Here is a 26,490-nt window from a genome sequence, read left to right as displayed (position 1 = left end):
GTAGCCACTTGTCCCTTCCGGGGTGAAATGGCTCCCCGACGCCGTGCCCCGCGATCAGTCCGGTTCCTTCTGCCGGCGGGCGATGTCGGAGAGCCGGTCCAGGGTTCTCCACCACCGCCACCGCCCCCGGTACCCCACCCGTGGCCTCGGCTAACGAGGCGGCCGGGTTAGCTTCTCGGGGACCGCGGGTAAGGCCAACCGCGGGCGGCCGTGCGGGTGCCGCCGGTGCGCGGTGTCCTCGGCCGCGTCGCGGGTGACGTTTACTCATCGGGGCGCAGGGAACCCGCCGCCCGTGCGAAAGGACCATGGGGAGCCGGATCAGCGCAGGTCAGCAGGGTTGCTGGCCGAAGCCGGCCGGACCGTGTCCCGCCCGGTCCTGTTCGACGCGGTCCTGCTGGACCGCGACGGCACCCTGGTCGAGGACGTGCCGTACAACTCGGATCCGGACAAGGTGCGCCCGATGCCGGGCGCCCGCGCGGCGTTGGACCGGCTGCGGGCGGCCGGACTGAAGCTCGCCGTGGTGACGAACCAGTCCGGGTTGGCTCGAGGGCTGTTCACCGAGGGCGAGTTGCACCGGGTGCACCGCCGGATCGAGGCCCTGCTCGGCCCGTTCGACTCCTGGCACGTGTGTCCCCATGACGACGGGGACGGCTGCGCGTGTCGCAAGCCGAGACCGGGCCTGGTGCACGCCGCGGCCCGGGCGTTGGGCACCGTACCTGCCCGCTGCGCCCTGATCGGTGACATCGGCCGCGACGTGACGGCGGCCCTGGCCGCCGGTGCGGCCGGCATCCTGGTCCCGACGCCGGTGACCCGCGCCGAGGAAGTGGCGGCGGCCCCGTGGGTGGCCGCCGACCTGGCCACGGCCGTTACCGAGATCCTTCGACGTCAGGCGGCACTGAGCCCGGCGGAGCCGACGTCGGGCCCGCAGCACCGGTCCGGTGCCACAGGTGTCCGGCGAGCCGGCGCGGGACGCCCCGGTGGCGGTCGCACGGTGCTGGTGGTGCGGTCGGACTCGGCGGGGGACGTGCTGGTGACCGGACCGGGCATCCGGGCGGTCGCCGCCGGGGCCGAGCGGGTGGTGCTGCTCTGCGGGCCCCGGGGGCGGGCCGCCGCCGACCTGCTGCCCGGCGTCGACGAGGTGATCGAGCACCGGTTGCCCTGGATCGACCCGGCTCCCGCGCCGGTGGATCCGCAGGAGATGGCCACCCTGGTCAGCCGGTTGGCGGCGGTGGCCGCCGACGAGGCGGTCATCTTCACCTCGTTCCACCAGTCGCCGTTGCCCTTGGCGCTGCTGTTGCGGATGGCCGGGGTCGCCCGGATCGCGGCGATCAGCGACGACTACCCGGGCAGCCTGCTGGACGTGCGGCATCGGGTGCCGGTCGGCGTGCCGGAGGCCGAGCGGGCCCTCTCCCTGGCCGCCGCCGCCGGTTACCTGCTCGGCGAGGGCGACGAACCGCACCTGCGACTGCGACCGGTCCCGCCGCGACCAGAGGCCGGCGAACCGGGTTACGTGGTGCTGCATCCCGGCTCGGCGGCGCCGGCCCGGGGCTGCCCGCCCGAGTTGGCCGAACGGATCGCCGACGCGCTGAGCGCCGCCGGGTACCGGGTGGTGGTCACCGGCGGTCCACCCGAGCGGGACCTCACCGCGCGGGTTGCCGGACGGCACGGTCGGGACCTCGGTGGCCGCACCGGCCTGGCCGAGTTGGCCGGGATCGTGGCCGGGGCCGGCGCGGTGGTGGTCGGCAACACCGGACCGGCGCACCTGGCGGCCGCGTACGGCGTGCCGGTGGTCAGCCTCTTCGCCCCCACCGTCCCCTTCGGACAGTGGGGGCCGTGGCGGGTGCCGACGGTACGCCTCGGTGACGCCATCGCCGCCTGCCGCGACACCCGGGCCGCACGGTGTCCGGTACCCGGGCATCCCTGCCTCAGCGACATCGAACCGGGTGCCGTGCTCGACGCGCTGCGCCTGCTCGGTGTGGCGCCGGACCCGGCGTCTACCGGACCGGCCGGGCCCCGGGCGGCACCCGAGGTGGCCACCGTCGGCGGTGGGGGCGGCCGATGAACATCCTGCTCTGGCACGTGCACGGTTCCTGGACCACCTCGTTCGTGCACGGCAAGCACCGCTACCTGATCCCGGCCACCCCGGACCGGGGACCGTACGGGCTGGGCCGCGCCCGGACGTACACCTGGCCGGAGAGCGCCGCCGAGGTGAGCCCGGAGCAGTTGCGCACCGCGGACGTCGACGTGGTGATCCTGCAACGCCCCGAGGAGATCGACCTGGCCGAGCAGTGGCTCGGTCGCCGGCCCGGCCGGGACCTGCCGGCCGTCTACGTGGAGCACAACACCCCGAAGGACGGCCAGGTCCCCAACAGCCGCCACCCGATGGCCGACCGGGACGACCTGCTCGTCGCCCACGTGACCGCGTTCAACGAGCTGTTCTGGGACACCGGCACCACCCGCACCACGGTCGTCGACCACGGCATCGTGGCGCCGACGGCGGCCTGGACCGGCGAACTGGACAGGCTTGCCGTCGTGATCAATGAGCCGGTACGCCGCTGGCGGGTGACCGGCACCGACCTGCTGCCCCGGTTCGCCGAGATCGCCCCGCTGGACGTCTTCGGCATGAAGGTCGCCGGGCTGGCCGAGCACCTCGGTCTGCCGGCCGACCGGTTGACCAGCCACGACGACGTGCCGCAGCACCGGATGCACGCCGAGTTGGCGCGCCGCCGGGCGTACCTGCACCTGTGCCGGTGGACGTCGCTGGGGCTGAGCCTGATCGAGGCGATGACGATGGGCATGCCGGTGGTGGCGCTGGCCACCACCGAGGCGGCGATGGCGGTGCCAACGGGCGCCAACGCCCTCTCCACCCGGGTCGACACCCTGCTGGCGGCCGCCGGCCGCTTCGTCGCCGACCCACAGCGGGCGCGCGAGGCCGGTGCCGAGGCCCGTGCCGCCGCTCGTGAACGTTACGGCCTCGACCGTTTCCTCACCGACTGGGACCGGCTGCTGGAGGAGGAAGTATGCGGATAGCGATGATCTCGGAGCACGCCAGCCCGCTCGCCATCCTGGGCGGCGAGGACGCCGGTGGCCAGAACACGCACGTCGCGGAACTCTCCGCCGCGCTCGCCGCCGCCGGGCACGACGTGCGGGTCTACACCCGCCGCGACGCGGTGGACCTACCGGTGACCGTACGCAGCCCGGACGGCTACGACGTGGTGCACGTGCCGGCCGGACCGGCCGAGCCGGTGGCGAAGGACGCCCTGCTGCCGCACATGCGCCCGTTCGGCGCCTGGCTGATCGACAGGTGGCGGGGCGGGGACTGGGCCCCCGAGGTGATCCACGCGCACTTCTGGATGAGTGGGCTCGCCGCGCTGGAGGCCGGCCGGCAGACCGGGGTGCCGGTGGTGCAGACGTACCACGCGCTCGGCACGGTGAAGCGTCGCTACCAGGGGGTGCAGGACACCAGCCCGGCCCGGCGGATCGGCTACGAGCGCCAACTGGGCCGTTCGGTCGACCGGGTGATCGCGCAGTGCCGCGACGAGGTCGGTGAGCTGGTCCGGATGGGGGTGCCCCGGTCGGCGATGACCGTCGTCCCGTCCGGTGTCAACCTCGCCACCTTCGCCCCGCTGGGGCCGGCCGCCGAGCGAGAGCCCGGGCGGGCCCGGATCCTCACCGTGGGTCGGTTGGTGGAACGCAAGGGCTTCCAGACGGTGGTACGGGCGATGGCGCACGTGCCCGAGGCCGAGTGCGTGGTGGTCGGTGGGCCACCCGCCGGCCTGCTGGAGACCGACCCGTACGCCCGGCGGCTGCGGGCCCTCGCCGGCAGTTGCGGCGTCGCCGACCGGGTCCGGCTGGTGGGTGCGGTGCCCCGGGAGGAGATGGGCCGCTGGTACCGATCGGCGGACATCCTGGTCGCCGCGCCCTGGTACGAGCCGTTCGGGCTGACCCCGCTGGAGGCGATGGCGTGCGGGGTGCCGGTGGTGGCCACCGCCGTCGGCGGCCTGCGGGACACGGTGGTCGACGGCGTCACCGGCGATCTGGTGCCGGCGCGGGATCCACGGGCGCTGGGAGAGACGCTGCGGGCGTTGCTCGACGACCGGATCCGCCGGTTCGCGTACGCGGGCGCGGCCCGGGCCCGAGCCCGCCGGCACTACTCGTGGGCGGTCACCGCCCAGCGCCTCGCCGAGGTCTACGACGAGGTCGCGGCGGTGCATCGACCGACCCGGGTGGTGGCCTGATGAGTCTGCTCGACGCGCACCTGGCCCACCTGACCGCGGCGCTGCCGCCGTTCCGGCGCTGCGAGCCGCTGCTCGACAGGTGGGGCGCGACGCTGGCCCGGCGGCTCACCGACGGCGGTCGGCTGCTCGTCGCCGGCAACGGTGGCAGCGCCGCCGAGGCGCAACACCTGACCGCCGAGCTGGTCGGCAAGCTCCGCGACGACCGTCAGCCGCTGTCCGCCATCGCGCTGCACGCCGAGACGTCGGCGTTGACCGCGATCGGCAACGACTACGGCTACGAGGAGGTGTTCGCCCGTCAGGTCCGCGCACACGGCCGACCTGACGACGTGCTGCTGTTGCTGTCCACCAGCGGCGGCAGCGGCAACCTGCTCGCCGCTGCCCGGGCCGGTCGGGAGGCGGGGCTGCGCTGCTGGGCGTTCACCGGGCCGGCGCCGAACCCGCTCGCCGAGGCGTGTCACGAGGTGCTCGCCGTGGACTCGCCGGACACCCAGGTGGTCCAGGAACTGCATCTGGTCTCCAGCCACCTGCTCTGCGAGTACGTCGAGCAGGCGATGGCGGATCAGCTGGCACCGACGGCGCCAGCGGCTGGCGCGGTGCGGGCCGGTGTCGAGGTGGTGCTGGACGGCGGCGCCGTCCGGCCGGTGCAGGCGTGAGGAGGCAAGCGTGACGGGACCCGTGGTGGTGGTCGGCGACACCCTGCTCGACCGGGACGTCGAGGGTGTGGTCAACCGGCTCTGTCCGGACTCGCCGGTGCCCGTGCTCGACGAGATCGCGCACGTGGACCGGCCCGGCGGCGCCGGGCTCTCCGCCGTCTTCGCCGCCGCACAGGGTGCCGAGGTGGTGCTGGTGACCGCGTTGGCCGACGACGCCGGTGGGGCCCGGCTGAGCGTGCTGCTCGCCGCCGCCGGGGTGCAGGTGTATCCGCTGCGACTGGCCGGCGCGACCCCGGAGAAGATCCGGTTGCGGTCCGGGGGCCGGGTGCTGCTGCGCCATGACCGGGGCGGCGGGGTGGGGGAGCTGGGCGAGCCGGGCGAGGCGGTGCTGCGCGTTCTGGACCGGGCATCGGTGGTGCTGGTCAGCGACTACGGCCGCGCAGTGGCACGGCAGCCGGCGCTGCGCGCGGCCCTGGCCTCGATCCGCGCCCCGCTGGTGTGGGATCCGCACCCCCGCGGGCCCGCCGCGGTACCCGGGGCGAACCTGGTCACCCCGAACGAGGCGGAGGTGCGGGAGCTGATGGAGGCGCCGGTCGGTGCCACCCGGCTGGCCACCGCCGCCGAGGGTGCGCAGCGGCTGCGGCAGCGGTGGCGGGCGGGGGCGGTGGCGGTGACCCTCGGTGCCGACGGCGCGCTGCTCAGCCACGCCGGGTCGACCCCGCTGATGGTGCCCGCCCCGGTCGCCGCCGAGGGGGACACCTGCGGCGCGGGCGACCGGTTCGCCGTCGCCGCCTGTCTCGCCCTGGCCCGTGGCGCGCTGGTCTCCGAGGCGGTGCAGGCGGCGGTGGCGGAGGCATCGGCGTACGTGGCGGACGGTGGGGTGGCTGCGGCGTTGCCGGCGCCGGTGCGGCGTGCCCCGCAGGCGGTGCACGCCGCGGTGGCCGGCGACCGGGTCGGGGTGGCCGCGTCCGCCGCCGCGGTCGCCCGGGTCCGCGCCGCCGGAGGCACGGTCGTCGCCACCGGTGGCTGTTTCGATCTGCTGCACGCCGGCCACGTGGCGACGTTGCAGGCCGCCCGGCAGCTCGGCGACTGCCTGATCGTGTGCCTCAACTCCGATGCCAGCGTCGCCGGGCTCAAGGGGCCGGACCGGCCGGTGATGCGCCAGGACGACCGAAGTCGCCTGCTGGCCGCGCTGAGCTGTGTCGACGCGGTCATGATCTTCGACGAGCCGACACCGGAAGCGGCGTTGTCCTGGTTGCGCCCGGACGTCTGGGTCAAGGGCGGGGACTACGCCACCGGCGGCGGTGACGGCGACGGCCTGCCGGAGGCGGAGATCCTGCGCCGGTGGGGCGGTCACACGGTGGTGGTGCCCTACCTGGACGGGCGCTCCACCACCGAGATGATCGCCGCGACGGTCACCCGGACGGAGGTCGTCCGGTGAGCGTGAGGAGTGAGCCGGTGTTGCGAGCCCCGCAGTCGCGAACGAGGTTTGCCCGGTGAGCGCGCCGGCTTCCGGGCGGACGGTGCTGGTCACCGGCGGCTCCAGCGGACTGGGCGCGGCCGTGGTGGCGGCGGTGGCTGCCGCCGGTGGTCAGCCGCTGGTGCTGGACCGGCAGGCGCCGGCCGACGGGGTGCCCTGGGCGGAGTGCGACCTGGCCGACACCCGCCGTGCCGAGGCGGCCACCCGCGAGTTGGCCGAACGCGTGGGCGGGCTGGACGCGGTGGTCACCGCCGCCGGCATCGACGTACCCGGTCGGCTCGCCGACGTGCCCGGCGAGACCTGGGACCGGATCGTGGCAGTCGACCTGCTGGCGACCGCCGCGGTGATCCGGGCCGCGCTGCCGTTCCTGACGGAGTCCCGGGGCACCGTCGTGACGGTGGCCTCCACCCTCGGCATCAAGGCGGTAAGCGACGCGACGGCGTACTGCGCGGCGAAGTTCGGGGTGGTCGGCTTCACCCGGGCGCTCGCCGCCGAACTGGCCGGCACGGTCGGTGTCACGCTGCTCGTCCCGGGCGGGATGCGGACGGCCTTCTTCGACGAGCGCGACCCGCAGTACCGGCCGGGAGCGGACGCGATCCTCAACGATCCGGCCGACACCGCCGCCGCGATCATGTTCGCCCTGTCCCAGCCGGCCGGCTGCGCGATCCGCGAGATGGTCGTCTGCGCCGACCAGGAGACGTCGTACCCGTGATCCTGGCGCTGCGCGCCCTCGGCGTCGGTGATCTCGCCACGGCGGTCCCGGCGTTGCGGGCGTTGCGGGCGGCCTACCCGGACCAGCAGTTGGTGCTCGCCGCGCCGGCCTGGCTGGGTCCGCTGGTCGAGCTGGTCGGCGGGGTGGACCGGGTGCTGCCCACCGCCGCCGACCTGGACCGGCTGGACCAGCCCGCCGGGCGGGTGGAGGTGGCGGTCAACCTGCACGGCCGGGGCCCACGGTCGCACCGGCTGCTGGCCGCCGTCCGACCTGGCCGGATGTTCGCCTTCGCCAACGCCGAGGCACCGCACGTCGACGGGCCGGAGTGGGACGACGACGAGCACGAGGTGTCGCGCTGGTGCCGGCTGCTGTGGGGGTACGGGATTCCGGCCGACCCGGCCGACCTGGACCTGCGCCGCCCGCCGTCGAGCGGGGCGGCCGGCGGGGTCACGGTGCTGCACCCCGGTTCGAAGGAGCCGGCCAAGCGTTGGCCGGCCGGCCGGTACGCGACCCTGGCCCGGGAGCTGACCGGACGGGGGCACCGGGTGGTGTTGACCGGCAGCGCCGCGGAGCGGGCCGTGGTGGCTGACATCGCGTACCAGGCCGGGTTGCCTGCCGCTGCGGTGCTGGCCGGCCGCACGGACCTGGCCCAACTCGCCGCTCTGGTCGCCGGGGCGCGCCTGGTGGTCAGCGGGGACACCGGAGTGGCGCACCTGGCCACCGGCTACCGCACCCCGTCGGTGGTGCTGTTCGGCCCGGTTTCGCCGACCCGTTGGGGGCCACCGCCGGAGCGCCGACGACACCTGGCGCTCTGGGCCGGCGCGCGGGCATGGCCGGCGTGGGACGGGGTAGGTGACCATCCCACGATGGTCGCCCTCGGCGTGGACGAGGTGCTGGCCGCCGTCGACGAGGTGGAGCGGGCGGTGCGGGTGGACCGTGCGGTTGCGGCGTAGCGATCCGGGTCGGCCGGGGTACCGGCGACGCCGACGGGGCAACGGCTGGTCGTTCCTGGACCCGCGCGGCGAGCCGGTACGCGATCCCGACGAGTTGACCCGGCTGCGTGCCCTGGTCATCCCACCGGCCTGGCGGGACGTGTGGATCTCGCCGTACCCGAACGGGCACATCCAGGCCATCGGTATCGACGCGGCCGGACGTAAGCAGTACCTCTACCACCCGCTGTGGCGACAGCGGCAGGACGAGGCGAAGTTCGACCACGTGTTGGAGGTGGCCGGCCGGCTGCCGCTGCTGCGTGAGCGGGTCGGCCACGACCTGGCGGTACGGGGGCTGCGCCGCGAGCGGGTGCTGGCGACGGTGACCCGGCTGCTCGACATGGGCACTTTCCGGGTCGGCAGCGACCAGTACGCGGCGGGCGAGGATCCCACGTTCGGGGTGGCGACCCTGCGCCCCGAACACGCCCGGCTGCGCCGGGGTTGTGTGCTGTTCGAGTTCCCGGCCAAGGGGGGCATCGAGCAGGTACGGCTGATCTCCGACCCGCAGTTGTGCCGGGTGCTCACCGATCTGCGCCGGCGGCGGCGGGCGGCCGACCGGCTGTTCGGTTACTGGGACGGCCGGCAGTGGCGGGACGTACGGGCCGACGAGGTCAACGACTACCTCCGCGAGGCCAGCGGCGGTGAGATGACCGCGAAGGATTTCCGCACCTGGCACGCGACGGTACGGGCGGCGACGGAGCTGGCCGCGGTGACCTCCGCCCGGTCGGTCACCGCTCGACGCCGGGCGGTGGCGGCGGTGATGCGACAGGTGGCGGAGCTGCTCGGCAACACTCCGACGGTGGCCCGCGCCTCGTACGTGGACCCGAGGGTGGTGGATCTGTTCCACGACGGTGTGGTCGCTCCGGTGACCGAGGGGACCTCGCCGGAGCAGGCCGAGCGGGCGGTGCTGAACCTGCTGGCGCGGTCCTGACCGCCGTCATTGCGACGAGGCGGCAGCGCGGGCATCGATCATCGCCGCCACCCCGTCGAGGATCCGGTCCAGTCCGAACCGCCATTCGAGGTCGGTGTCGTCGTCGTACTCCTCGCCCTCGCCCAGCAGCTCGTGGATCGCCGGGTACGGGCCGGGCGCGGTGAGCACGGCGAGGTGCTGCCAGTAGCGCAGGCCCACCTCCTCCGGGGTCTGCGCGGTCCGGGCGGCGGCCTCGGCGATGTCGGCGGTGAGCGTGGCCCAGCTGCGGGCGTACCCGCTGACCAGCATGATCGTGGAGATCCGCTCACTGGCGCGTAGCCCGGTGCCGCGCAGTGCGACGAGCCCGTACTCCAGCCAGCGCACCTGGTTGGGGTTGATCGGTGGACCACTGATCGGCACGTGCCGCATCCAGGGCTGGCGGCGCAGTGCGGCGACGTTGCCCTCACCCCATCGGGCCAGGGCCGGCCGCCAGCCTTCATCAGCGCCACGGGGGTGCGGCGGCGGGCCGAACGCGGTGTCCACCATGAGGTCGAGCAGATCGTGTTTGGTCGGCACGTACCGGTACAGCGACATCGTCGCCACGCCGAGTTCGTTGGCCACTCGGCTCATCGACACCGCCGTCAGCCCTTCGGCCTGGGCGATCTGGATCCCGGCGGCAACCACCTGGTCGAGGCTGAGGCTGCGTTTCGGACCACGGCTCGGGCGGTCGCGCAGCCCCCAGGCGAGCGCGACGTTCTCGGGCAGCTCGACGTCTCCGTTCACTCCACCTCCAGGCCGGCGTTGACCGCCAGCATATCTTTTGCGTATGGTCTACGCAGATAAGCGTATGCCATACGCAGATTAGGGAGGGTGATCATGGCGAATGGACCGCCGGCGGTCGAGCTGGTCGATCTGCGCAAGTCCTTCGGGGACCACGTCGTGCTCGACGGGCTGACCCTGCGGGTGCCCACCGGCGGAGTGCACGCCCTGCTGGGGCAGAACGGGGCCGGCAAGACCACCACGGTGCGGATCCTGGCGACGCTGACCCGGCCGGATTCGGGTACCGCCCGGGTGGCCGGCCACGACGTGGTGCGTCAGCGGCGGCGGGTGCGCCGGGCTATCAGCCTCGCCGGCCAGCACGCGGCGCTCGACGACGGGCAGACCGGCGTGGAGAACCTGACCATGCTGGCCCGGCTCGCCGGGCTGCGGGCACCGGCGGCCCGCGCCCGCGCCGCGGCGCTGCTGGACCGCTTCGACCTGGCCGACGCCGCCGGGCGGCGGGTGGTGACCTACTCCGGCGGGATGCGGCGCCGCCTCGACCTGGCGGCCAGTCTGGTCGGCGCCCCGTCGGTGATCTTCCTGGACGAGCCCACCACCGGCCTCGACCCGCGTAGCCGGCAGGGGCTGTGGGAGGTGATCGGCGAGCTGGCCGGTGCCGGGGTGACGGTGTTGCTCACCACGCAGTACCTGGAGGAGGCCGACCGGCTCGCTGACCGGATCATGGTGCTGCACGACGGTGGGCTCGTCGCCGAGGGGACGGCGATCGACCTCAAACGCCGGTTCGGTGCCCAACGCTTGGAGCTGACCTGGCGCGACGCCGCCGGCCTTGCCGCCGCGGCGCGGCGGTTGGGTGACCGGGTGACCCACCGCGATCCGGCCCGGCTGGCGTTGTCCGTGGCCACCGACGGCACCGCACCCCAGGTACGTGGCCTGCTCGACGAGGTCGATCCGGACCGGCACGGGGTGGTCCGGTTCACCGTCCGGGAGGCGACCCTCGATGACGTCTTCTTCACGCTCACCGGCCGTCCGGCGAGCCCCGAGCGGGAGGTGGCCCGTGTCTGAGCTGACCGTCCGGCCGATGCACGCCGCCGTGATGATCGGCCGCTGCGTCCGGCTGTCCCGGCGCAACATCGACGCGCTGCTCACCTCGCTGCTGCTGCCGGTGATCCTGATGCTGCTCTTCGTCTACCTCTTCGGCGGGGCGATCGAGACCGGTTCGGCGTACGTGACCTATGTGGTGCCCGGGGTGCTGCTGCTCTGTGCCGGCTTCGGGGCGGCCGGCACGGCGGTCAGTGTCACCACCGACCTGACCAACGGCATGATCGAGCGGCTCCGCACGATGGACGTGGGCGCCACCTCCATCCTCGCCGGGCACGTGGTGGCGAGCGTGGCCCGCAACGCGGTCTCCACGGTGCTGGTGCTGGGGGTGGCTGTGGCCATCGGGTTCCGGCCAGCCGTCGCGCCGCTGCGCTGGCTGGCCGCCGCCGGGGTGCTGCTGCTGTTCCTGCTGGCGGTGTCGTGGCTCTCGGCGGCGTTCGGCCTGCTGGCCCGGACCCCGGAGGCGGCCAACGGCTACACCTTCCTGGTGATGTTCCTGCCCTATCCGAGCAGCGCCTTCGTACCGGTCGAGACCATGCCCAGCTGGCTGCGTGGCTTCGCCGAGCACCAACCGGTCACCCCGGTCATCGAGTCGCTGCGCGGCCTCCTGCTGGACACCCCGGTCGGTACGGCACCGACCCAGGCGGCGGCCTGGTGCCTCGGCCTGCTAGCCCTCGCCATGCTCCTCTCCGCCCTACTGTTCCCCCGCCGGGTGGCCTGACCCGCACTGCCGGCGGTCGCGGGATGCGGCATCTCGGGGTTACCCGAACCGGGGAAGGCCCGAGATGCCGCATCCCGTTGAGCTGCCCCCGGGTTCAGTCGTTGAGGACCTGGGAGAGGCGGTCGCGGAAGCGGCGCTCGGAGGGGCTGACCTCGGTGCCGCCGAGGCCGAGCACGCCGCCGGTGCTGGCCGCGCCGACGACCTGCTCGGCGATCTCCACCAGCCAGTGCCGGTACGCGCCCGCCTCGCCCTCGTCCACCTTGGCCGCCAGCAGCGCCGACGCCTCCTTGGCCCGGCCCAGCACGTCCTCGGCGTAGCCGCGCGGGTCCGGTGGCTCGATGACCGGCAGTTCCTCGCCGGCCTCCGGGTCGCCGACCCGGGTGACGATCTCGCCGGCCACGGCGGCCACCAGCGGACTGGCCGACTCCCGCCCGCCGGAGATGGTCTCCAGACCGGCGGCCCCCTCGGCCATCGTCGCCTTGGTGCCGTCGGACTCGGCGGCGCTCGCCGCGGTGAGCACCGACTGTGGCAGGCCGACCAGCAGCCCCCACTCCTCGTCGGAGAAACCGAAACCGGTGTACGCCGGCTCTTCGATCACGACCCGCCCCTCCCGCTCGTCGTTCACGTCTCGTCAGCCGTACCGCCGGTGGCGGCCGGTCTGGTCTTTCCGCCCGATCCGGCCGGGCCCGACAGCCCCGGCCACCGGCAGCGGCCGGATCAGGTTAGTCCAGGGTGAGCAGACTCTGTTCGGACACCACGCTCACCGACAACGTCTTGTACCCGACCTCGTCGAACAGGACCGTCATCCGATCCTCCTCGTAGCTGAGCACCAGGCCGGAGCCCCACTCGGCGTGCCGCACCTGGCTGTGTACCGGGAACGGGCCCACCGAGCCGTCGTCGGGCACGCTGGTGCCGGCGTGGCAGTTGTCGCAGTGCCCGCAGATCTCGGTCATCTGCTCGCCGAAGTAGGCAAGCAATGTCTGTCCCCGGCAGGCGCTGGTCTCGGCGAAGGCGCGCATCATGTCGGTACGCGAACGGGTCAGGCTCTGCTGCCGTTCCGCCTCGGCCACCGCGGCCGCCGCCGCGTCGACCGGAGTGGGGGCGTAACGGGGTGCGCCGACGCGCTGTCCCGCCGCCTGCTGGGCGGCACCGACCTGTTCGAGCAGGGCGAGGTACTGCCCGAGCTTGCGCGGGCCGAGCCCCGTCACCTCGCGCAGCTCCTTGCGGGTGGTCGGCTCCTTGCGCAGCAACGCGGCCAGATCGCGCAGCTCGGTGGCGTCGGGCAGGCCACCGCTGAAGAAACGTTGCAGCCCGACGTCCTCGGCCTGCCAGAGCAACAGGACCCGGGCCGGCTCGCCGTCGCGACCGGCCCGACCGATCTCCTGGAAGTAGCTGTCCGGCGAGTCGGGCAGCGCCATGTGCACCACCCAGGCGATGTTCGGCTTGTCGATGCCCATGCCGAACGCCGAGGTAGCCACCATGATCGGCACCTGGTCGGCGAGGAACGCCTCGTGCAGCCGGGCACGGGCGTTGGCCGGCATCCCGCCGTGGTAGTACTGCGCGGGATAGCCCGCGTCGGTCAGCCGGGCGGACAGTTCCTCGGCGGCGCGACGGGTGGGCACATAGATGATGCCGGGCCGCTTGTCGTCGCGTAGCAGGGCGATCAGCCGCCGCCACCGGTAGTCCTCGGTGGGGCAGTGCGCCACCTCGAAGAAGAGGTTGGGCCGGTCCAGCCCGGACACCACGATCTCGGGCTTGCGCAGCCGCAGCCGGTCGACGATGTCGTCGCGTACCGGTGGGGAGGCGGTGGCGGTCAGCGCGACCACCGGTGGCCGGCCGATGCCCTCGATGAGCTGCCCGAGGGCCAGGTAGTCCGGGCGGAAGTCGTGGCCCCAGGCGGAGATGCAGTGCGCCTCGTCGATCGCTACCAGCGCCGGCTTGAGGTCCCGGACCTCGGCCAGCCGATCGGGGTTGGCCAACTGTTCCGGAGTGATGAAGAGAAACTCGGCCCGCCCGTCGCGGATCTCGGCGATCGCCTCGGCCTGCTGGGCCGCGGTCTCGTCCGAGCTGATCCGGACCGCTCGCAGTTCCGGTCGCTGCCGCTCGTTGAGCGCGGCGATCTGGTCCTGCTGGAGTGCCAGCAGTGGTGAGATCACCACGGTCGGGCCGGGGATCAGGCTGGCCGGGATCTGGTAGATCGCCGACTTGCCGGCGCCGGTGGGCAGCACCACCAGGGCGTCGCGGCGGCGCATCACGGCCCGCATCGCGGCCAACTGGTTGGGCCGCAGGGCGGTCCAACCGAACAGGCTGCGCGCGGCGCGGCGCAACGACATCGAGTGCGTGGTCAGCTTCATCGAAGGCCGCAGGTACCCGGGAGCCTCCGCGCCGAAACCCGAGTTGATCAGCGTGCCCGGGGAAGTACCTCGCGCTGGTACAGGTCGAGCAGCCCCGGCCAGTTCGGCCCGGTGTTGGCGACGTAGACCTCGTCGAAACCCGCCTTCGCGTACGCGTCGATCTTCGCCAGGTGGGCGTCGGCGTCGTTGCCGCAGACGAACGCGTCGCGCATCGCCTCCGGATCCACGAGCGTGGCGGCCTGCTCGAAGTGCCGGGGCGAGGGCAGGACCTGGAGCAGCTCACCGGGGATCGCCTCGGTCGGCCAGCGCTCGTACGCCAGCCGCATACCCTCCTCGACCGTCGACGCGTACGCGGCCTTGAAACCTGCCTGGCAGGGCTTGTCGCCGCCGCCGTTGTCCCGGAACCGGCGCACCAGGTCGGCGTCGGGCATGGTGTTGACGAACCCGTCGCCGATCCGCGCGGCCAGGTCCACCGCCTTCGGACCGAACGCGGAGACGTAGATCGGCGGGGGAGTCTCGGGTAGCGTGTAGATCCGGGCGTGCTCCACCTGGTAGTGCCGGCCGTGGTGGTTGACGAAGCCGCCGCGCCACAGCTTGCGCATCACCTCGACCGCCTCCTCCAGCATCTCCAGCCGGACGCTGGCCTGCGGCCAGTGGTCGCCGAGGATGTGCTCGTTGAGTGCCTCCCCGGAGCCCACCCCGAGGACGAACCGGCCGGAGTGCAGCACCGCGCTGGTCGCCGCGGCCTGGGCGAGCACCGCCGGGTGGATGCGTACGGTCGGGCAGGTGACGGCGGTGGTGACCGGCAGCCGGCAGACCTGGCTCAGCGCGCCGAGCATCGACCAGACGAAGGGGCTCTGCCCCTGGGCGTCGATCCAGGGGTGGTAGTGATCGGAGATCCACAGCGCCTCGAAGCCGGCCCGCTCGGCGGCCCGGGCCTGGTCGAGCAGTTCGGCCGGCGCGTACTCCTCGGTGGACAGGAAGTATCCGATCTTCATTTTCGCCCCTTCGGCCCCGCTGATGCCTGTGGGGCAGGCGGTACCCGGGCCGCCGCCGGTCACACCTGACGGGCGGTCAGCGGCGGAACATCGCGCGGATGGCGAGGAGCAGCAGCAGGCCGCCGACCACCAGGCCGAGCAGGCGTACGCCGGGGACGTCGGCCGGGCTCGTCGCGTCGGCCAGTAGCACGGGGTCCATACCCGCACTGTCGCGGTGTAGCGCTCCCAAGGCAACTGTAAGGTTTATTGACTATTGAGTGGCGCGGTGTGACCATGTCTGCACCGCCGGCCGGCGGGAGTCCACGGCGGAACACGCGGGGGTACAGCGCCGAATGAGCGAGCGGCAGCGAGCGAATCATCAACTCAGCGCGGTGGTGCCTCATGGCGGCACGCAGCGAAGCGGAGTGCCGTCATGAGCGATCGAGTTGAGCGCAACGCAAACCTGGCGGCCCTGGCGGCCGCGGTCCTGCAACCCGGTTTCGTCGGCACCGTCCCACCTGCCTGGATCTGCCGCTGGCTCGGCGACGGGCTCGGCTCGGTGGTGCTGTTCAGCCGTAACGTCGTCGATCCCGGGCAGGTCGCCGAGCTGACCGCGGCGCTGCGCGCGGAACGGCCGGACGTGATCGTCGCCATCGACGAGGAAGCGGGTGACGTGACCCGGATCGAGTCCGGCCGGGGCAGCTCCCGCCCGGGCAACCTGGCGCTCGGCGCGGTGGACGACCCGGCGCTGACCGAGCAGGTGGCCCGCGACCTCGGCGTGGAACTGGCCGCCGCCGGGATCACCCTGAACTACGCGCCGGACGTCGACGTCAACTCCAACCCGGACAACCCGGTGATCGGTGTCCGCTCGTTCGGCGCGGATCCGTCGCTTGTCGCCCGGCACACCACCGCCTGGGTACGCGGCCTGCAGTCCGGTGGCGTCGCCGCCTGCGCGAAGCACTTTCCCGGCCACGGTGACACCCGCGTCGACTCCCATCACGACCTGCCTCGCATCGACGCCGACCGGGCCCGGCTGCACGCGGTGGAACTGGCCCCGTTCCGGGCTGCCGTGGCGGCGGGCGTCCAGGCCGTGATGACCGGGCACCTGCTGGTGCCCGCCCTGGATGCCGACCTGCCGGCGACGCTGAGCGACCGCATCCTGGGTGGCCTGCTGCGCGAGGAGATGGGCTTCGACGGAGTCGTGGTGACCGACGCGGTGGAGATGGGCGCGGTGGCCGACCGCTACGGTTTCGCCGGTGCGGCGGTGCGTGCCCTGGCCGCCGGGGCGGACGCGATCTGTGTGGGCGGCGAGCACGCCGACGAGGAGACGGCCCGGCACCTGCGCGACGCGATCGTCGACGCGGTGGTCGCCGGTGAGCTGCCCGAGGAGCGGCTGGCCGAGGCGGCCAAGCGGGTCGGCCAACTCGCTGCCTGGACGGTGGCGGCGCGTGCCGGCCGTTCCGGGACGCCGGTCGCCACGGCCGGCTCGACGGTCGGGCTGGCGGCGGCCCGGCTGGCCGTCCGGATCACCAGGTGCGGGGCCTCGGCCACCTCGTTGCCGCTGACCGGCCCGTCGCACGTGGTCGAGTTCCAGCCGCCGCACAACATCGCGATCGGGTCGGAGACCCCCTGGGGGGTGGCGGCGCCGCTGGCCGCTCTCGTGCCGGGCACCACGAGCGTCCGGTACGTCGAGAACTCGGTGCCGGCCGACCTGGCCGCCGACGCCACCGGCCGGCCGCTGGTGCTGGTGGTGCGCGACCTGCACCGGCACGCCTGGATGCGGGACGCGGTCGACCGGGCGTTGGCCGTCCGCCCCGACGCGGTGGTCGTCGAACTCGGGGTGCCCGCGCTGGTCACCGGCGCGGTGCACGTCGCCACCCACGGCGCCACCCGGGCGGCCGGTCGGGCCGCGGCCGAGTTGCTCGCCGGCGGCGCCGTCAGTCCGGGCTGGTGACCAGGTCGGCGTACTCCGGGTGGCGTTCGATGAAGGCGGCCATGAACGGGCAGCGGGGCACCACCCGCTGCCCCTGCGCGCGGACCTGGTCCAGGGTGCCCCGCATCAACGCCGAACCGACGCCCATGTTCTGAAAGGCCGAGTCGACCTCGGTGTGCGTGAAGATCAGCACCTGTTCGCGGGGCAGGTACGCGGTGAAGCCGGCGAGCGCGTCGTCGACCAGGATCTCGTAGCGGTGTTTGGCGGGATTGTCCTCGACCAGCATGCTCACCCCTGCATTGTCCATCGCCGGTCGGACCGGCTGGTCGGTTCGCCGGGGTCTCGTACGCTTGACGGCGTGACGAACCGATCCCCCGCCGGCAAGCCCCCGCTCACCCCCCGCCGTGGCACCCCCACCCGACTCGCCGGCCTGCTGGCCGGTCTCGCGCTCGGCGCGGCCCTGCTGGCCGGGTGCAGCTCCGAGGGCGCCAGCACCGACTGCGGGCTGGACGCCTGCACGGTTACCTTCGACCGGGGCGTGGACGCCCGGGCCAACATCCTCGGCGTCGAGGCCCGTCTGGTCGAGGCACAGGACGACGTGGTCACCATCGAGGTGGGCGGCGAGCAGCTCTCCCTGACGGTCGGCCAGCAGGCGGCCGACGTCGGTGGTCTCGCGGTCACCCTGGACAGCGTCACCGACAGCGAGGTGAAGGTCCGCATCGCCCGTAACGGCGGCTGATGGCGTCCGGGCGGCGGCCAGCACGTTTGGAAATCTTCGCGTTCGGAGATTGAGGCGCCATGCCTCTTACCCGGAACGCCGAAGCCACCGCCGCCCGCACGGCCGACAGCCGGTGGCTGGAACTCCTCGCCCGGGCCGGTTTCATCGGCTACGGGATCGTGCACCTGCTGTTCGGCTGGCTGGCGCTGCAGATCGCGTTCGGCAATTCGTCCGACGACGGCGACCAGTCCGGCGCGCTGCGTACCCTCGCCGCGCAACCCATGGGTCAGTTCCTGGTCATCGCCATCGCCGTGGGCATGCTCGCCATGGCGATCTGGCAGGCCCTGGAGGCGGCCGTCGGGCACCACACCGAGCGGGGCAACGACCGGCTCAAGGAGCGGATCATCTCCGCCGCCCGCACCGTCATCTACCTCTGGCTGGCCTGGACCGCCTGGCGGGTCTTCTCCAACGCCAACTCCGACAGCGCCTCCCAGCAGGAGGACCTGACCGCCCGGATGATGGAGTCCACCGGCGGCCGGTGGTTGGTCGGCCTCGCCGGCCTCGTCCTCGCGGGCATTGGTGTCGGCATGACGATCTACGGCCTCAAGAAGAAGTTCATGAAGCGGTTGAAGACCGGCGAGATGAACGCCAAGACCCGGCAGCTCGCCCGTCGGCTCGGCATGGCCGGCTACGCCTCCCGGGGTGTCGCCTTCGGCGTCACCGGCCTGCTGGTCATACTGGCCGCGGTGAACTACGACCCGGAGAAGGCCCGCGGTCTGGACGCCGCGCTTCGGACCCTGCGTGACCAGTCGTTCGGCACCATCCTGCTCATCCTCATCGCGCTGGGTATCGCCGCCTTCGGCGTCTACTGCTTCCTCCAGTCCCGCTACCGCAAGGTATGACCTTCTCCTCCCCGGCCGCCCCCGCGGTGGCCGGGGCCGGCAATCCAGGGCACCATTGCCCCTTTGCCGGATCTTGATTGCCCGCACGCCGGACACCACCACCGGGGATCGTCGTCGGGCCGGAAGGAGAAGCAACACGTGCACAGCTACCTCGTGACGGTCGTCGCCGCGCTCGCCGCGGCGGCGATCGCTCTTGCCGTGGTCGAGGTGGTGCACCGCCTCACCCGTCGCTGGGGCCGCAAGTCACTGCTGCTGACCGAGTTGACCCAGCACGCGCACCGCTCGTTCCAGGTCGCCACCACGGTGCTCGCCGTGCAGTTCGCCGTCCGGTTCAGCACCGGGTACGCGATCGGCACCGGCTGGCGTCAGGCACTGCTGCACCTGCTGGTGCTCGCCGTCATCGCCACCGCGGCCTGGCTGGTCGCCTCGCTGCTGGTGGTGGTGGAGGACACCGCGCTCGCCCGGTTCCGGGTGGACGTGCCGGACAACCGGCACGCCCGGCGGGTACGCACCCAGGTGGTGATGCTGCGTCGGGTGACCATCGTGGTGATCGTCGTCATCACCCTCGGCGTGATGCTGATGACCTTCCCCGCCGTGCGGGGGATCGGTGCCGGTGTGTTGACCAGCGCCGGTGTGGTCGGTGTCGTCGCCGCCCTGGCCGCGCAGAGCCTGCTGGGCAACGTCTTCGCCGGCCTGCAACTCGCCTTCAGCGACGCGGTACGCCTCGACGACGTGGTGGTGATCGAGGGGGAGTGGGGTCGGATCGAGGAGTTGACCCTCAGCTACGTGGTGGTGCAGATCTGGGACGACCGGCGGTTGATCCTGCCCACCTCCTACTTCACCAGCAAGCCGTTCCAGAACTGGACCCGTACCGAGGCGAAGGTCCTGGGCACCGCCGAGTTCGAGGTCGACTGGTCGATCCCGGTGCAGGCCATGCGGGAGGAGCTACGCCGGCTGGTCGAGAGCACCGAGCTGTGGGACGGCCGGGTCTGTGTCCTCCAGGTCACCGACGCGACCGGCGGGACGATCAAGGTTCGCGCGCTGGTGAGTGCCGCCAACGCGGGCGCGCTGTGGGACCTGCGCTGCCTCGTGCGGGAGCAGCTGGTGGCGTGGGTACGCGATCACCGTCCCACCGCGATGCCCCGCCTGCGTACGGAGGTTGGCGACGGCGCGAGCGACCTGGCGTGGCAGTGGATCCAGCCGCGCCACGCGACGCGGCGACGGGCCGAGGCCGAGATGCCCGACGACGCCCGGCTCTTCGGTGGCAGCGACGACGGCCACGCCCGCAACGAGGCCTTCGTCGGCCCGGACGAGCCCGCCGAACCTCGGGAGCCCGCCGAACCTCGCCGCTGACCACCTCGTTATCCACTCGGATGTGGAGGTTTGGCGCGGCGTTCGGCGGGGACGTGCTGCCCGACGCTTCTGCCCCCTTTTTCGGGAACAGGATTGACGAGCGGCGACTCCGGGCATACAGCGCGGTGATGACGAGAGGGGGACAGCATGGCTGACGTGGCGAATGCCCGTACGTCCCACAACGGGCGCATGTCCCACAACGGGACGGAGCCGTCCACCGCCGAACTGGTTCAGCGGGCGACCGAGCAGGTCTCGCGCCTGGTTCGGGACGAACTCGCACTGGCCCGCGCCGAGCTGACCGAGAAGGGTAAGCAGGCCGGCATCGGTGCCGGGCTGTTCGCCGGCGGTGGCGCCCTCGCCTTCTTCGGTCTGGGGGCACTGGTGACCGCCGCGATCCTCCTGCTGGCCCTGGTGCTGCCGGCGTGGGCAGCCGCCCTGATCGTGGCGGTGGCCCTGTTCCTGGTCGCCGGAGTGCTCGCGCTGATCGGCAAGCGCCGGGTCAGTCGCGCGGTCCCGCCGGTGCCCGAGGCGACCGTGCGCAGCCTGCGAGCCGACGTCGACGTGGTCAGCGCTGCGGTGAAGGACAGGGGACGGGCATGACAGGCAACGGTACGGGTGACACGGAGGCGCTGCGGGAGGAGATCCGGCGCACCCGCGTCGAGTTGGGCGAGACGATGGAGGCGCTGGCCGCCAAGGCCGACGTCAAGAAGCGACTGAAGTCCTCGGCGGACCAGGCACGCGAGCGGGTACGTGAGCAGGCTGCGGTGACCGTCGCCCGGGTACGCGCCCAGGCCGGTCTCCACCACCAGCAGGGACCGGGTCGGCAGGGGCCCGCTCCGTTCATCGCGCTCGCGGCCGGTGCGGTCGCCGCCGCCGTGGTGTTGATGATCATTAGAGGGAGGCGTGCGTGAGCAAGGGAATCGGCAGGGCCGCCTACAAGCCGGTGGGCGTGCTGATGGGCTTCGCCGCCGGTGCGATCGCGGGCGCGGTCTTCCGCCAGGTGTGGAAGATGACCGCCGGTGACGGTGAGGCGCCCAACCCGACCGACGAGGACCGCCGCTGGGGGGAGATCCTGGCGGCGGCTGCCTTGCAGGGAGCCATTTTCTCGGTCGTCCGGGCGGCCGTCGACCGGGGTGGTGCGGTCGGCGTCCGCCGGATCACCGGTAGCTGGCCGGACTGAACGTCCATGCCAAGGCCCTCTCACCAGTTGCCGGTGAGGGGGCCTTTCGCCTTATCCCACCGCCTCCGCCCACGACGGATCTCACGCATCCCTCAGGTCACATGTCGGAGAATTTCGTCGGTTAGGCTGTGCAGAGTTTTTGCGTACGTGGTTAAGCTGTTCCACGCTGTTGAGAGATGGCGTGGGTTGAGAGAAGTCTCCTTCATTGGGGGCCGCCTCAGGCACCGCTGCTCAAAAACGGCCAACCGGCCGCACGGTGTGCTCGGCCGCCAGTTTTAGAAGGAGATACACATGGCGCAGGGAACCGTGAAGTGGTTCAACGCTGACAAGGGCTTCGGCTTCATCACCGTCGACGGCGGGGGTGCTGACGTGTTCGTCCACTTCTCGGCCATCCAGACCAGCGGCTACCGCACGCTGGAGGAGAACCAGCGGGTGGAGTTCGAAATCGCCCAGGGCCAGAAGGGTCCGCAGGCCGAGCAGGTCCGCCCCCTCTGAGGCACCGGTCGGCGACCGCCGGCCAGTGGCGAGGCAGTCCCGAATCAGTGCGAAGCCCCGCGTCCCGGACGGACGCGGGGCTTTCCGCATGATTGGTGCGCTGGCCTCAACGGCGGTTGCGGGCGCGTACGCCGAGCCAGAGCAGGGCCAGACCGACAAGGATCAGCAACGGACCGAGTACCGCCCAGATCCGCTGGCCGGTCATCACGCTGCCCTCGACGTAACCGAGGCCCTGCACCGTCCACACCGCACCCACGACCACGGCCAGCAGACCGAGTGTGAGTCGGAGCCAACCGTTCATCGCGGTCTCCCTCTGCTGTGGCCCGCCACCTGGCTGCGCGCCGCCGGGCGCACCGGTGGGGCCGCCGGACGGGCCGCCGTCGGGCGCGCCGCTCACCATCGGTGGTGCACCTGGGGTCGGATCAGGTCGTCGTAGACCGCCGCCACCTCGGCAAGTTCCGCAGAGGACAGTGCTGGCTGGCCGGCCACGGCGGCGTTGCCGCGGGCCTGAGTGGCGTCGCGGGCGCCCGGAATGACCACGGTGACGCCCGGTTGGTCGAGCACCCAGCGCAGCGCGAACTGGGCCATCGTGCGGTCCTCGCCGACCAGCGGGGCGATCCGTCGCACGGCGGCCAGGCCGGTGGTGAAGTCCACCCCGGAGAACGTCTCGCCGACGTCGAACGCCTCGCCGTGCCGGTTGTAGTTGCGGTGGTCGTCGGCGGCGAAGGTGGTGTGCTCGTCGTACCGGCCGGAGAGCAGGCCACTGGCCAGCGGGACGCGGGCGATGATGCCGACCCCGGCGGCCGAGGCGGCCGGCAGCACGCGTTCGAGCGGCTTGTGGCGCAGCGCGTTGAGGATGATCTGCACGCTGGCCACCCCGGGCCGGGCGATCGCGGTGAGCGCCTCGTCGCAGGTCTCCACGCTGACGCCGTACGCGGCGATCCGCTTCTCGGCCACCAGGGTGTCGAGGGCGTCGAAGACCTCGTCGGTGGCGAAGACGGCCGTCGGCGGGCAGTGCAGCTGCACCAGGTCCAGCGTGTCCATGCCGAGGTTGGTCCGGGACCGGTCGGTCCACCGGCGGAAGTTGTCCAGGGTGTACGCCTCGGGCGTCTGCGCCACCCGTCGGCCCATCTTGGTCGCCACCGTCAGCCCCGCGCCGGGGTGCGCCGCCAGGAAGCGTCCGATCAGCTGTTCGCTGCGCCCGTCGCCGTAGACGTCGGCGGTGTCCAGGAAGGTGACCCCGGCCTCGACCGCGGCGGTCAGCACCGCGATCGCGTCGTCCTCGGTCACCGTGCCCCAGTCGGCGCCGAGCTGCCAGGCGCCGAGCCCGACCACACCGACCTGGCGATCCATTCGGGGGAACGTGCGTTGCTCCATGAGGTGAGCCTAGTGACCCGGCTTGCCTCCGGCACGGGCCGGGCCGTACGGTCAACAAGACGGACGTACGGTTTGTGAGAGGTGGGGCGGTCATGTGGGATCCGACGGCGTACCTGCGCTACGGCGACGAACGGTCCCGGCCCTTCCACGACCTGCTCGCCCGGGTGGGCGCCGACCGCCCCCGGCAGGTGGTCGACCTGGGCTGCGGCCCCGGCACCCTCAGCGCCGTGCTCGCCGCCCGCTGGCCGGACAGCCGGGTCGTCGGCCTGGACTCCTCGCCGGAGATGATCGCGCGGGCCACCGCGCTTGACGTTCCGGTCAGCTTCCAGGTGGCTGACGTCCGCGACTGGCGTCCCGCCCCGGACACCGACGTGGTGGTCAGCAACGCGGTGCTCCAGTGGGTCCCCGGCCACCGTGACCTGCTCGTCCGCTGGGCCACCGAGCTGCCGGCCGGCGCCTGGCTGGCGGTGCAGGTGCCGGGAAACTTCGACGCGCCCTCGCACCGGGCGCTGCGCGAGGTCGCCGGTCGACCGCCGTGGCGGGCGGCGTTGACCCCGCTGCTGCGCGAAGCGCCGGTCGCCAGCCCGGCCGACTACGCCGAGTCGCTGGTCGCCGCCGGCTGCACCGTCGACGCCTGGGAGACTACCTACGTGCACCTGCTGGCGGCCGGTCCCGACTCGGCCCACCCCGTGCTGACCTGGCTGGAGGGCACCGCCCTGCGCCCGGTCCGAGCCGCGCTGGACGCCGCCGGCTGGTCCGCCTTCCGGGCCGCGCTGGCGGTACGCCTCGCCGAGGCGTACCCGGTGCGGCACGGCCAGGTGTACTTCCCGTTCCGACGGATCTTCCTCGTCGCCCGTACCGGTTCCGCCCAGGAGAACTCGTGACCGACCTGCGTACCTTCATCGCCGGACTGCCCAAGGTGGAGCTGCACGTGCACCACGTCGGCTCCGCCTCGCCCCGTATCGTGGCCGAGCTGGCAGCCCGGCACGAGGGACGAAGCCCCGTCCCGGCGGACCCGCAACTGCTGGCCGAATACTTCGTCTTCCGCGACTTCGCCCACTTCATCGAGTTGTACCTCAGCGTGGTCGACCTGATCCGCGACCCGGACGACGTCTGGATCCTCACCCACGAGGTCGCCCGGGAACTGGCCCGCCAGCAGGTCCGCTACGCCGAGCTGACCGTGACGCCCTACTCCCACGTACGGCGCGGCATTGCGGCGCCGGCGTTCTGCGAGGCGATCGAGGACGCCCGCAAACGGGCCGCCGCCGACTTCGGCATTGAGCTGCGCTGGTGCTTCGACATTCCCGGCGAGGCGGGCCTGCCGGCCGCCGAGGAGACCCTGCGGATCGCGCTCGACGAGCGCCCCGACGGGTTGATCAGCTTCGGCCTCGGCGGCCCGGAGATCGGTGTGCCGAGGCCGCAGTTCAAGCCCTACTTCGACCAGGCCCGCGCGGCCGGGCTGCGGTCGGTGCCGCACGCCGGGGAGACCACCGGCCCGCAGACGATCTGGGACGCGCTGCACGAGCTGGGCGCCGAACGCATCGGCCACGGCATCTCCGCCGCGCAGGATCCGCGACTGCTCGCGTACCTGGCCGAGCAACAGATCGCGCTGGAGGTCTGCCCGACGTCGAACGTGCGTACCCGGGCCGTGGCCGACCTCGACGAGCACCCGCTGCGCCGGCTGGTCGACGCGGGAGTGCTGGTGACCATCAACTCCGACGACCCGCCGATGTTCGGCACCACCCTGGACGACGAGTACGCGGTCGCGGCCCGGCTGCTCGACATCGGCCCGGACGGGGTGGCCGCGCTGGCCCGTAACGCGGTGACCGCGTCCTTCCTCGACGGGACCGGCAGGCAGCGGATCCTCGCCGAGATCGACACCTACCTCGCCAACCGGCGCGGCTGACGCCGCCGCACCCTGCGGCGGGTGCGGGGTCGCTGCCCCCGACGGTCAGCTCGACCGCGTCCGGCCAGGTGGCGCGCGGCGGGAGGAGGTGTGGGGGGACCGTGTCTCCCGCCGCGCGCACGGCTCCACCGGCCGAATGCGCTGGGAGCGATAGGCCGGTGGAACTGCTCGGTTCGCAGCGATCCTGTCAGCCGGACCGGTCGGGCGGAACCTGGTTAATTCGGATCTAAGAAAGACTTGTGCCGTCGCACAGCCCGAGGCGATCGGCTCCCTACCCGGAGCGCCTGACGGTCAGCCGTCCGTCGGGCGCTGCCGGGGCCAGCGGCGTCCACGGGCCTTCTGGTCCCGGCTCTCCCGCGCCATCCGGCCCACCAGGCCGAACCGGCTGACCTGGCGCGGCGTCGCCTCCGGGTCGGCCAGCAGCATCACCACACTCGCCCCGCCCAGGTGGGCCCGGTCGATGCTGACCGAGCCGTTGGCCTGCAACGCCACCCGCTTGGCGATGTCCAGCCCCAACCCGGTGGAGCCCTGGTCGCTGGCGCCGCGTCGCAGAGCCCGGTCCGGGTTGGCGATACCGGGACCGGCATCGTCGATCCGGATGGCCACGTATCCGTCGCGGCGCGACACCGCCACCTCGAACGCGGTGCCCTGTGGGGTGTAGCGGAACACGTTGCCGATCACGGCGTCCAGGGCGGCAGCCAGCTCGGCGCGGGGGACCGGCGCGGGAATACGCAACTGGGCGCCGGAGACCCGGTGCGGACGGTTCTGGTCACCGGCGAGGGCGGCCCAGAACACCATCCGGTCCCGGACGACCTCGCTCACGTCGCACATCGCCGGTGGCGCGGCCTCGGTCGCCACCGCCTTACGGGTGGTCTTGATCAGTACGTCGATCTCACCCTCCAGGGTGACGATCGCCTGCCGGATGCGTCGGATGCCGCGCCGGTAGTCCAGCTCGGCCTGACTGAACGAGCCGACACTCGTGTCGTCGGACTCCAGCGCCTCGGCGTCCAGCCGCAGCACGGTCAACGGGGTGCGCAGCCGGTGGGACAGGTCCGCCACCAGTTCCCGCTCCTCGGTGCGCGCCGCCACCAACCGTTCCGCCATCCGGTTGAACGCGTGGCCGGCCTGGACCAGCTCGCGCGGGCCGTGCGGCTCGACGCGTACCCCCAGGTCGCCGTCGCCGATGGCGAGCGACGCCTTGACCAGGGCCCGGCTCGCGTCGGCCGCCCGGGCGGCGAGCCGGTCCACCACCAGCATCGCGGCACCCACCAACGCGACGGCCACCCCGGCCAGCAGCAACCACCGGCCGCCACCGGCGTCGAGCGCGGCATCCGGGACGAAGACCTCCACCACGGCGGTCTGCTCGCCAAGCACCACCGGATCCAGCCGCAACACTCCGCCGTCGACGTCGACGACCAACGATCGGCCCTGCTCCCGGGCCTGCGCCAGGTGCGCCGCGTCGGCCCGTCCGGCGGAGGAGTCCACGTCGAGCCCGTGCACGACGGGCCGGGTGGCCGGGTCGCCGCCGCTGGCCTCGATCGCCCGGGTGACCACCTTCGCGTCGGTGCTGATCGCCAGGGCCCCGGTCACCAGCGCGCTGCGCCGGGCCGCGTCGGCGATCGCTTCCTCGCGTGCCTGCCCGCCGAGGGTCAGCCCGAGCGGCACGAGGAAGGCCAGCGCCAGCAGAGTGCCCACACCGGCCGTCCAGAGGGCC

General features: G+C 72.9%; 29 protein-coding genes. 20 read left to right on the top strand and 9 right to left on the bottom strand.

Annotated features, from left to right (window positions below; translation table 11 throughout):
* Window positions 1–337 precede the first annotated feature (337 nt).
* The 8 genes from O7624_RS05875 to O7624_RS05840 are packed head-to-tail and all read left to right on the top strand — an operon-like array spanning window position 338 to window position 9,003.
* Window positions 338–2,062 (top strand): HAD-IIIA family hydrolase, encoded by a 1,725-nt coding sequence (locus O7624_RS05875; RefSeq protein WP_282240556.1) that lies wholly within the window; start codon window positions 338–340, stop codon window positions 2,060–2,062.
* A complete protein-coding gene (locus tag O7624_RS05870) occupies window positions 2,059–3,030 on the top strand; it encodes a glycosyltransferase (protein ID WP_282239218.1) in 972 nt (323 codons plus the stop codon). The genes O7624_RS05875 and O7624_RS05870 overlap by 4 nt, the downstream gene beginning before the upstream one ends.
* On the top strand, window positions 3,021–4,238 hold the full coding sequence (locus tag O7624_RS05865) for a glycosyltransferase (RefSeq protein ID WP_093404604.1): 1,218 nt from the start codon (window positions 3,021–3,023) through the stop codon (window positions 4,236–4,238). Before O7624_RS05870 ends, O7624_RS05865 begins: the two co-directional genes overlap by 10 nt.
* Window positions 4,238–4,891 (top strand): SIS domain-containing protein, encoded by a 654-nt coding sequence (locus O7624_RS05860; protein ID WP_093404602.1) that lies wholly within the window; start codon window positions 4,238–4,240, stop codon window positions 4,889–4,891. Before O7624_RS05865 ends, O7624_RS05860 begins: the two co-directional genes overlap by 1 nt.
* Before the next feature lie 10 nt (window positions 4,892–4,901).
* Window positions 4,902–6,332, top strand: a complete 1,431-nt coding sequence (locus O7624_RS05855) for a PfkB family carbohydrate kinase (protein ID WP_348774977.1) — start codon at window positions 4,902–4,904, stop codon at window positions 6,330–6,332.
* Between the two features lie 55 nt (window positions 6,333–6,387).
* Window positions 6,388–7,083: an SDR family oxidoreductase gene (locus tag O7624_RS05850; protein ID WP_282239217.1), complete on the top strand. Its 696-nt coding sequence runs from the start codon at window positions 6,388–6,390 to the stop codon at window positions 7,081–7,083.
* The gene (locus O7624_RS05845) at window positions 7,080–8,036 is read left to right on the top strand and encodes a glycosyltransferase family 9 protein (RefSeq protein ID WP_282239216.1); all 957 of its coding nucleotides are present in this window, start codon (window positions 7,080–7,082) and stop codon (window positions 8,034–8,036) included. Before O7624_RS05850 ends, O7624_RS05845 begins: the two co-directional genes overlap by 4 nt.
* Window positions 8,020–9,003, top strand: coding sequence for a DNA topoisomerase IB (locus O7624_RS05840; RefSeq protein WP_282239215.1), 984 nt, complete (start codon window positions 8,020–8,022; stop codon window positions 9,001–9,003). Before O7624_RS05845 ends, O7624_RS05840 begins: the two co-directional genes overlap by 17 nt.
* Before the next feature lie 6 nt (window positions 9,004–9,009).
* Here the strand turns inward: O7624_RS05840 and O7624_RS05835 are convergent, their stop codons facing one another.
* Complete coding sequence (locus tag O7624_RS05835; RefSeq protein ID WP_282239214.1) at window positions 9,010–9,765, bottom strand: TetR/AcrR family transcriptional regulator; 756 nt, start codon at window positions 9,763–9,765, stop codon at window positions 9,010–9,012.
* 93 nt (window positions 9,766–9,858) lie between these two features.
* Between O7624_RS05835 and O7624_RS05830 the strand changes: the two genes are divergently transcribed.
* Complete coding sequence (locus tag O7624_RS05830) at window positions 9,859–10,824, top strand: ATP-binding cassette domain-containing protein (protein ID WP_282239213.1); 966 nt, start codon at window positions 9,859–9,861, stop codon at window positions 10,822–10,824.
* On the top strand, window positions 10,817–11,581 hold the full coding sequence (locus tag O7624_RS05825) for an ABC transporter permease (RefSeq protein ID WP_232511244.1): 765 nt from the start codon (window positions 10,817–10,819) through the stop codon (window positions 11,579–11,581). Before O7624_RS05830 ends, O7624_RS05825 begins: the two co-directional genes overlap by 8 nt.
* Window positions 11,582–11,675: 94 nt before the next feature.
* On the opposite strand, the gene O7624_RS05820 is transcribed toward O7624_RS05825, so the two are convergent.
* From O7624_RS05820 to O7624_RS05805, 4 genes are all read right to left on the bottom strand, one after another.
* Window positions 11,676–12,179 (bottom strand): hypothetical protein, encoded by a 504-nt coding sequence (locus O7624_RS05820; protein ID WP_282240555.1) that lies wholly within the window; start codon window positions 12,177–12,179, stop codon window positions 11,676–11,678.
* 124 nt (window positions 12,180–12,303) lie between these two features.
* On the bottom strand, window positions 12,304–13,935 hold the full coding sequence (locus O7624_RS05815) for a RecQ family ATP-dependent DNA helicase (protein ID WP_282239212.1): 1,632 nt from the start codon (window positions 13,933–13,935) through the stop codon (window positions 12,304–12,306).
* A 47-nt stretch (window positions 13,936–13,982) separates the two neighbouring features.
* On the bottom strand, window positions 13,983–14,933 hold the full coding sequence (locus tag O7624_RS05810) for a TIGR03557 family F420-dependent LLM class oxidoreductase (RefSeq protein WP_282239211.1): 951 nt from the start codon (window positions 14,931–14,933) through the stop codon (window positions 13,983–13,985).
* Between the two features lie 76 nt (window positions 14,934–15,009).
* Window positions 15,010–15,132: a hypothetical protein gene (locus O7624_RS05805; protein WP_275415498.1), complete on the bottom strand. Its 123-nt coding sequence runs from the start codon at window positions 15,130–15,132 to the stop codon at window positions 15,010–15,012.
* Between the two features lie 213 nt (window positions 15,133–15,345).
* Here O7624_RS05805 and O7624_RS05800 point away from each other — a divergent pair, with 213 nt between their 5' ends.
* A complete protein-coding gene (locus O7624_RS05800; RefSeq protein ID WP_282239210.1) occupies window positions 15,346–16,866 on the top strand; it encodes a glycoside hydrolase family 3 N-terminal domain-containing protein in 1,521 nt (506 codons plus the stop codon).
* On the opposite strand, the gene O7624_RS05795 is transcribed toward O7624_RS05800, so the two are convergent.
* Entirely contained in the window at window positions 16,850–17,131 is a 282-nt protein-coding gene (locus tag O7624_RS05795) for a GNAT family N-acetyltransferase (RefSeq protein ID WP_282240554.1), read from the bottom strand. The genes O7624_RS05800 and O7624_RS05795 overlap by 17 nt on opposite strands.
* A 72-nt stretch (window positions 17,132–17,203) precedes the next feature.
* Between O7624_RS05795 and O7624_RS05790 the strand changes: the two genes are divergently transcribed.
* From O7624_RS05790 to O7624_RS05760, 7 genes are all read left to right on the top strand, one after another.
* Window positions 17,204–17,584: a hypothetical protein gene (locus O7624_RS05790; RefSeq protein WP_093404575.1), complete on the top strand. Its 381-nt coding sequence runs from the start codon at window positions 17,204–17,206 to the stop codon at window positions 17,582–17,584.
* Between the two features lie 59 nt (window positions 17,585–17,643).
* Window positions 17,644–18,465 (top strand): DUF1206 domain-containing protein, encoded by an 822-nt coding sequence (locus O7624_RS05785; protein WP_282239209.1) that lies wholly within the window; start codon window positions 17,644–17,646, stop codon window positions 18,463–18,465.
* Between the two features lie 138 nt (window positions 18,466–18,603).
* Window positions 18,604–19,818, top strand: a complete 1,215-nt coding sequence (locus tag O7624_RS05780; protein ID WP_282239208.1) for a mechanosensitive ion channel domain-containing protein — start codon at window positions 18,604–18,606, stop codon at window positions 19,816–19,818.
* 147 nt (window positions 19,819–19,965) lie between these two features.
* The gene (locus tag O7624_RS05775) at window positions 19,966–20,418 is read left to right on the top strand and encodes a phage holin family protein (RefSeq protein WP_210935192.1); all 453 of its coding nucleotides are present in this window, start codon (window positions 19,966–19,968) and stop codon (window positions 20,416–20,418) included.
* A complete protein-coding gene (locus O7624_RS05770; RefSeq protein WP_210935191.1) occupies window positions 20,415–20,729 on the top strand; it encodes a DUF3618 domain-containing protein in 315 nt (104 codons plus the stop codon). The genes O7624_RS05775 and O7624_RS05770 overlap by 4 nt, the downstream gene beginning before the upstream one ends.
* On the top strand, window positions 20,726–20,998 hold the full coding sequence (locus O7624_RS05765; protein ID WP_093404563.1) for a DUF4235 domain-containing protein: 273 nt from the start codon (window positions 20,726–20,728) through the stop codon (window positions 20,996–20,998). The genes O7624_RS05770 and O7624_RS05765 overlap by 4 nt, the downstream gene beginning before the upstream one ends.
* Window positions 20,999–21,289: 291 nt before the next feature.
* Window positions 21,290–21,493 (top strand): cold-shock protein, encoded by a 204-nt coding sequence (locus tag O7624_RS05760; RefSeq protein WP_011905669.1) that lies wholly within the window; start codon window positions 21,290–21,292, stop codon window positions 21,491–21,493.
* A 106-nt stretch (window positions 21,494–21,599) separates the two neighbouring features.
* Here the strand turns inward: O7624_RS05760 and O7624_RS05755 are convergent, their stop codons facing one another.
* Together O7624_RS05755 and O7624_RS05750 are read right to left on the bottom strand one after the other, a co-directional pair.
* Window positions 21,600–21,794 (bottom strand): hypothetical protein, encoded by a 195-nt coding sequence (locus tag O7624_RS05755; protein ID WP_093404560.1) that lies wholly within the window; start codon window positions 21,792–21,794, stop codon window positions 21,600–21,602.
* Window positions 21,795–21,886: 92 nt separating this feature from the next.
* The gene (locus O7624_RS05750; protein WP_282239207.1) at window positions 21,887–22,870 is read right to left on the bottom strand and encodes an aldo/keto reductase; all 984 of its coding nucleotides are present in this window, start codon (window positions 22,868–22,870) and stop codon (window positions 21,887–21,889) included.
* A 92-nt stretch (window positions 22,871–22,962) separates the two neighbouring features.
* Between O7624_RS05750 and O7624_RS05745 the strand changes: the two genes are divergently transcribed.
* Window positions 22,963–23,754, top strand: coding sequence for a trans-aconitate 2-methyltransferase (locus tag O7624_RS05745; protein ID WP_282239206.1), 792 nt, complete (start codon window positions 22,963–22,965; stop codon window positions 23,752–23,754).
* Entirely contained in the window at window positions 23,751–24,776 is a 1,026-nt protein-coding gene (locus O7624_RS05740) for an adenosine deaminase (RefSeq protein WP_282239205.1), read from the top strand. Before O7624_RS05745 ends, O7624_RS05740 begins: the two co-directional genes overlap by 4 nt.
* 291 nt (window positions 24,777–25,067) lie before the next feature.
* Here O7624_RS05740 and O7624_RS05735 read toward each other — a convergent pair whose 3' ends face one another.
* Window positions 25,068–26,471 carry a HAMP domain-containing sensor histidine kinase gene (locus O7624_RS05735; RefSeq protein ID WP_170863431.1) on the bottom strand — a complete coding sequence of 468 codons (1,404 nt, stop codon included), beginning with the start codon at window positions 26,469–26,471 and terminating at the stop codon, window positions 25,068–25,070.
* Window positions 26,472–26,490: the final 19 nt, after the last annotated feature.

Origin of the sequence: Verrucosispora sp. WMMD1129 (assembly GCF_029581255.1) — a bacterium.
Classification (GTDB): domain Bacteria; phylum Actinomycetota; class Actinomycetes; order Mycobacteriales; family Micromonosporaceae; genus Micromonospora; species Micromonospora sediminimaris.
Note: the sequence above shows the minus strand (reverse complement) of the source record. Positions and strands in the feature narration are given on the sequence as shown.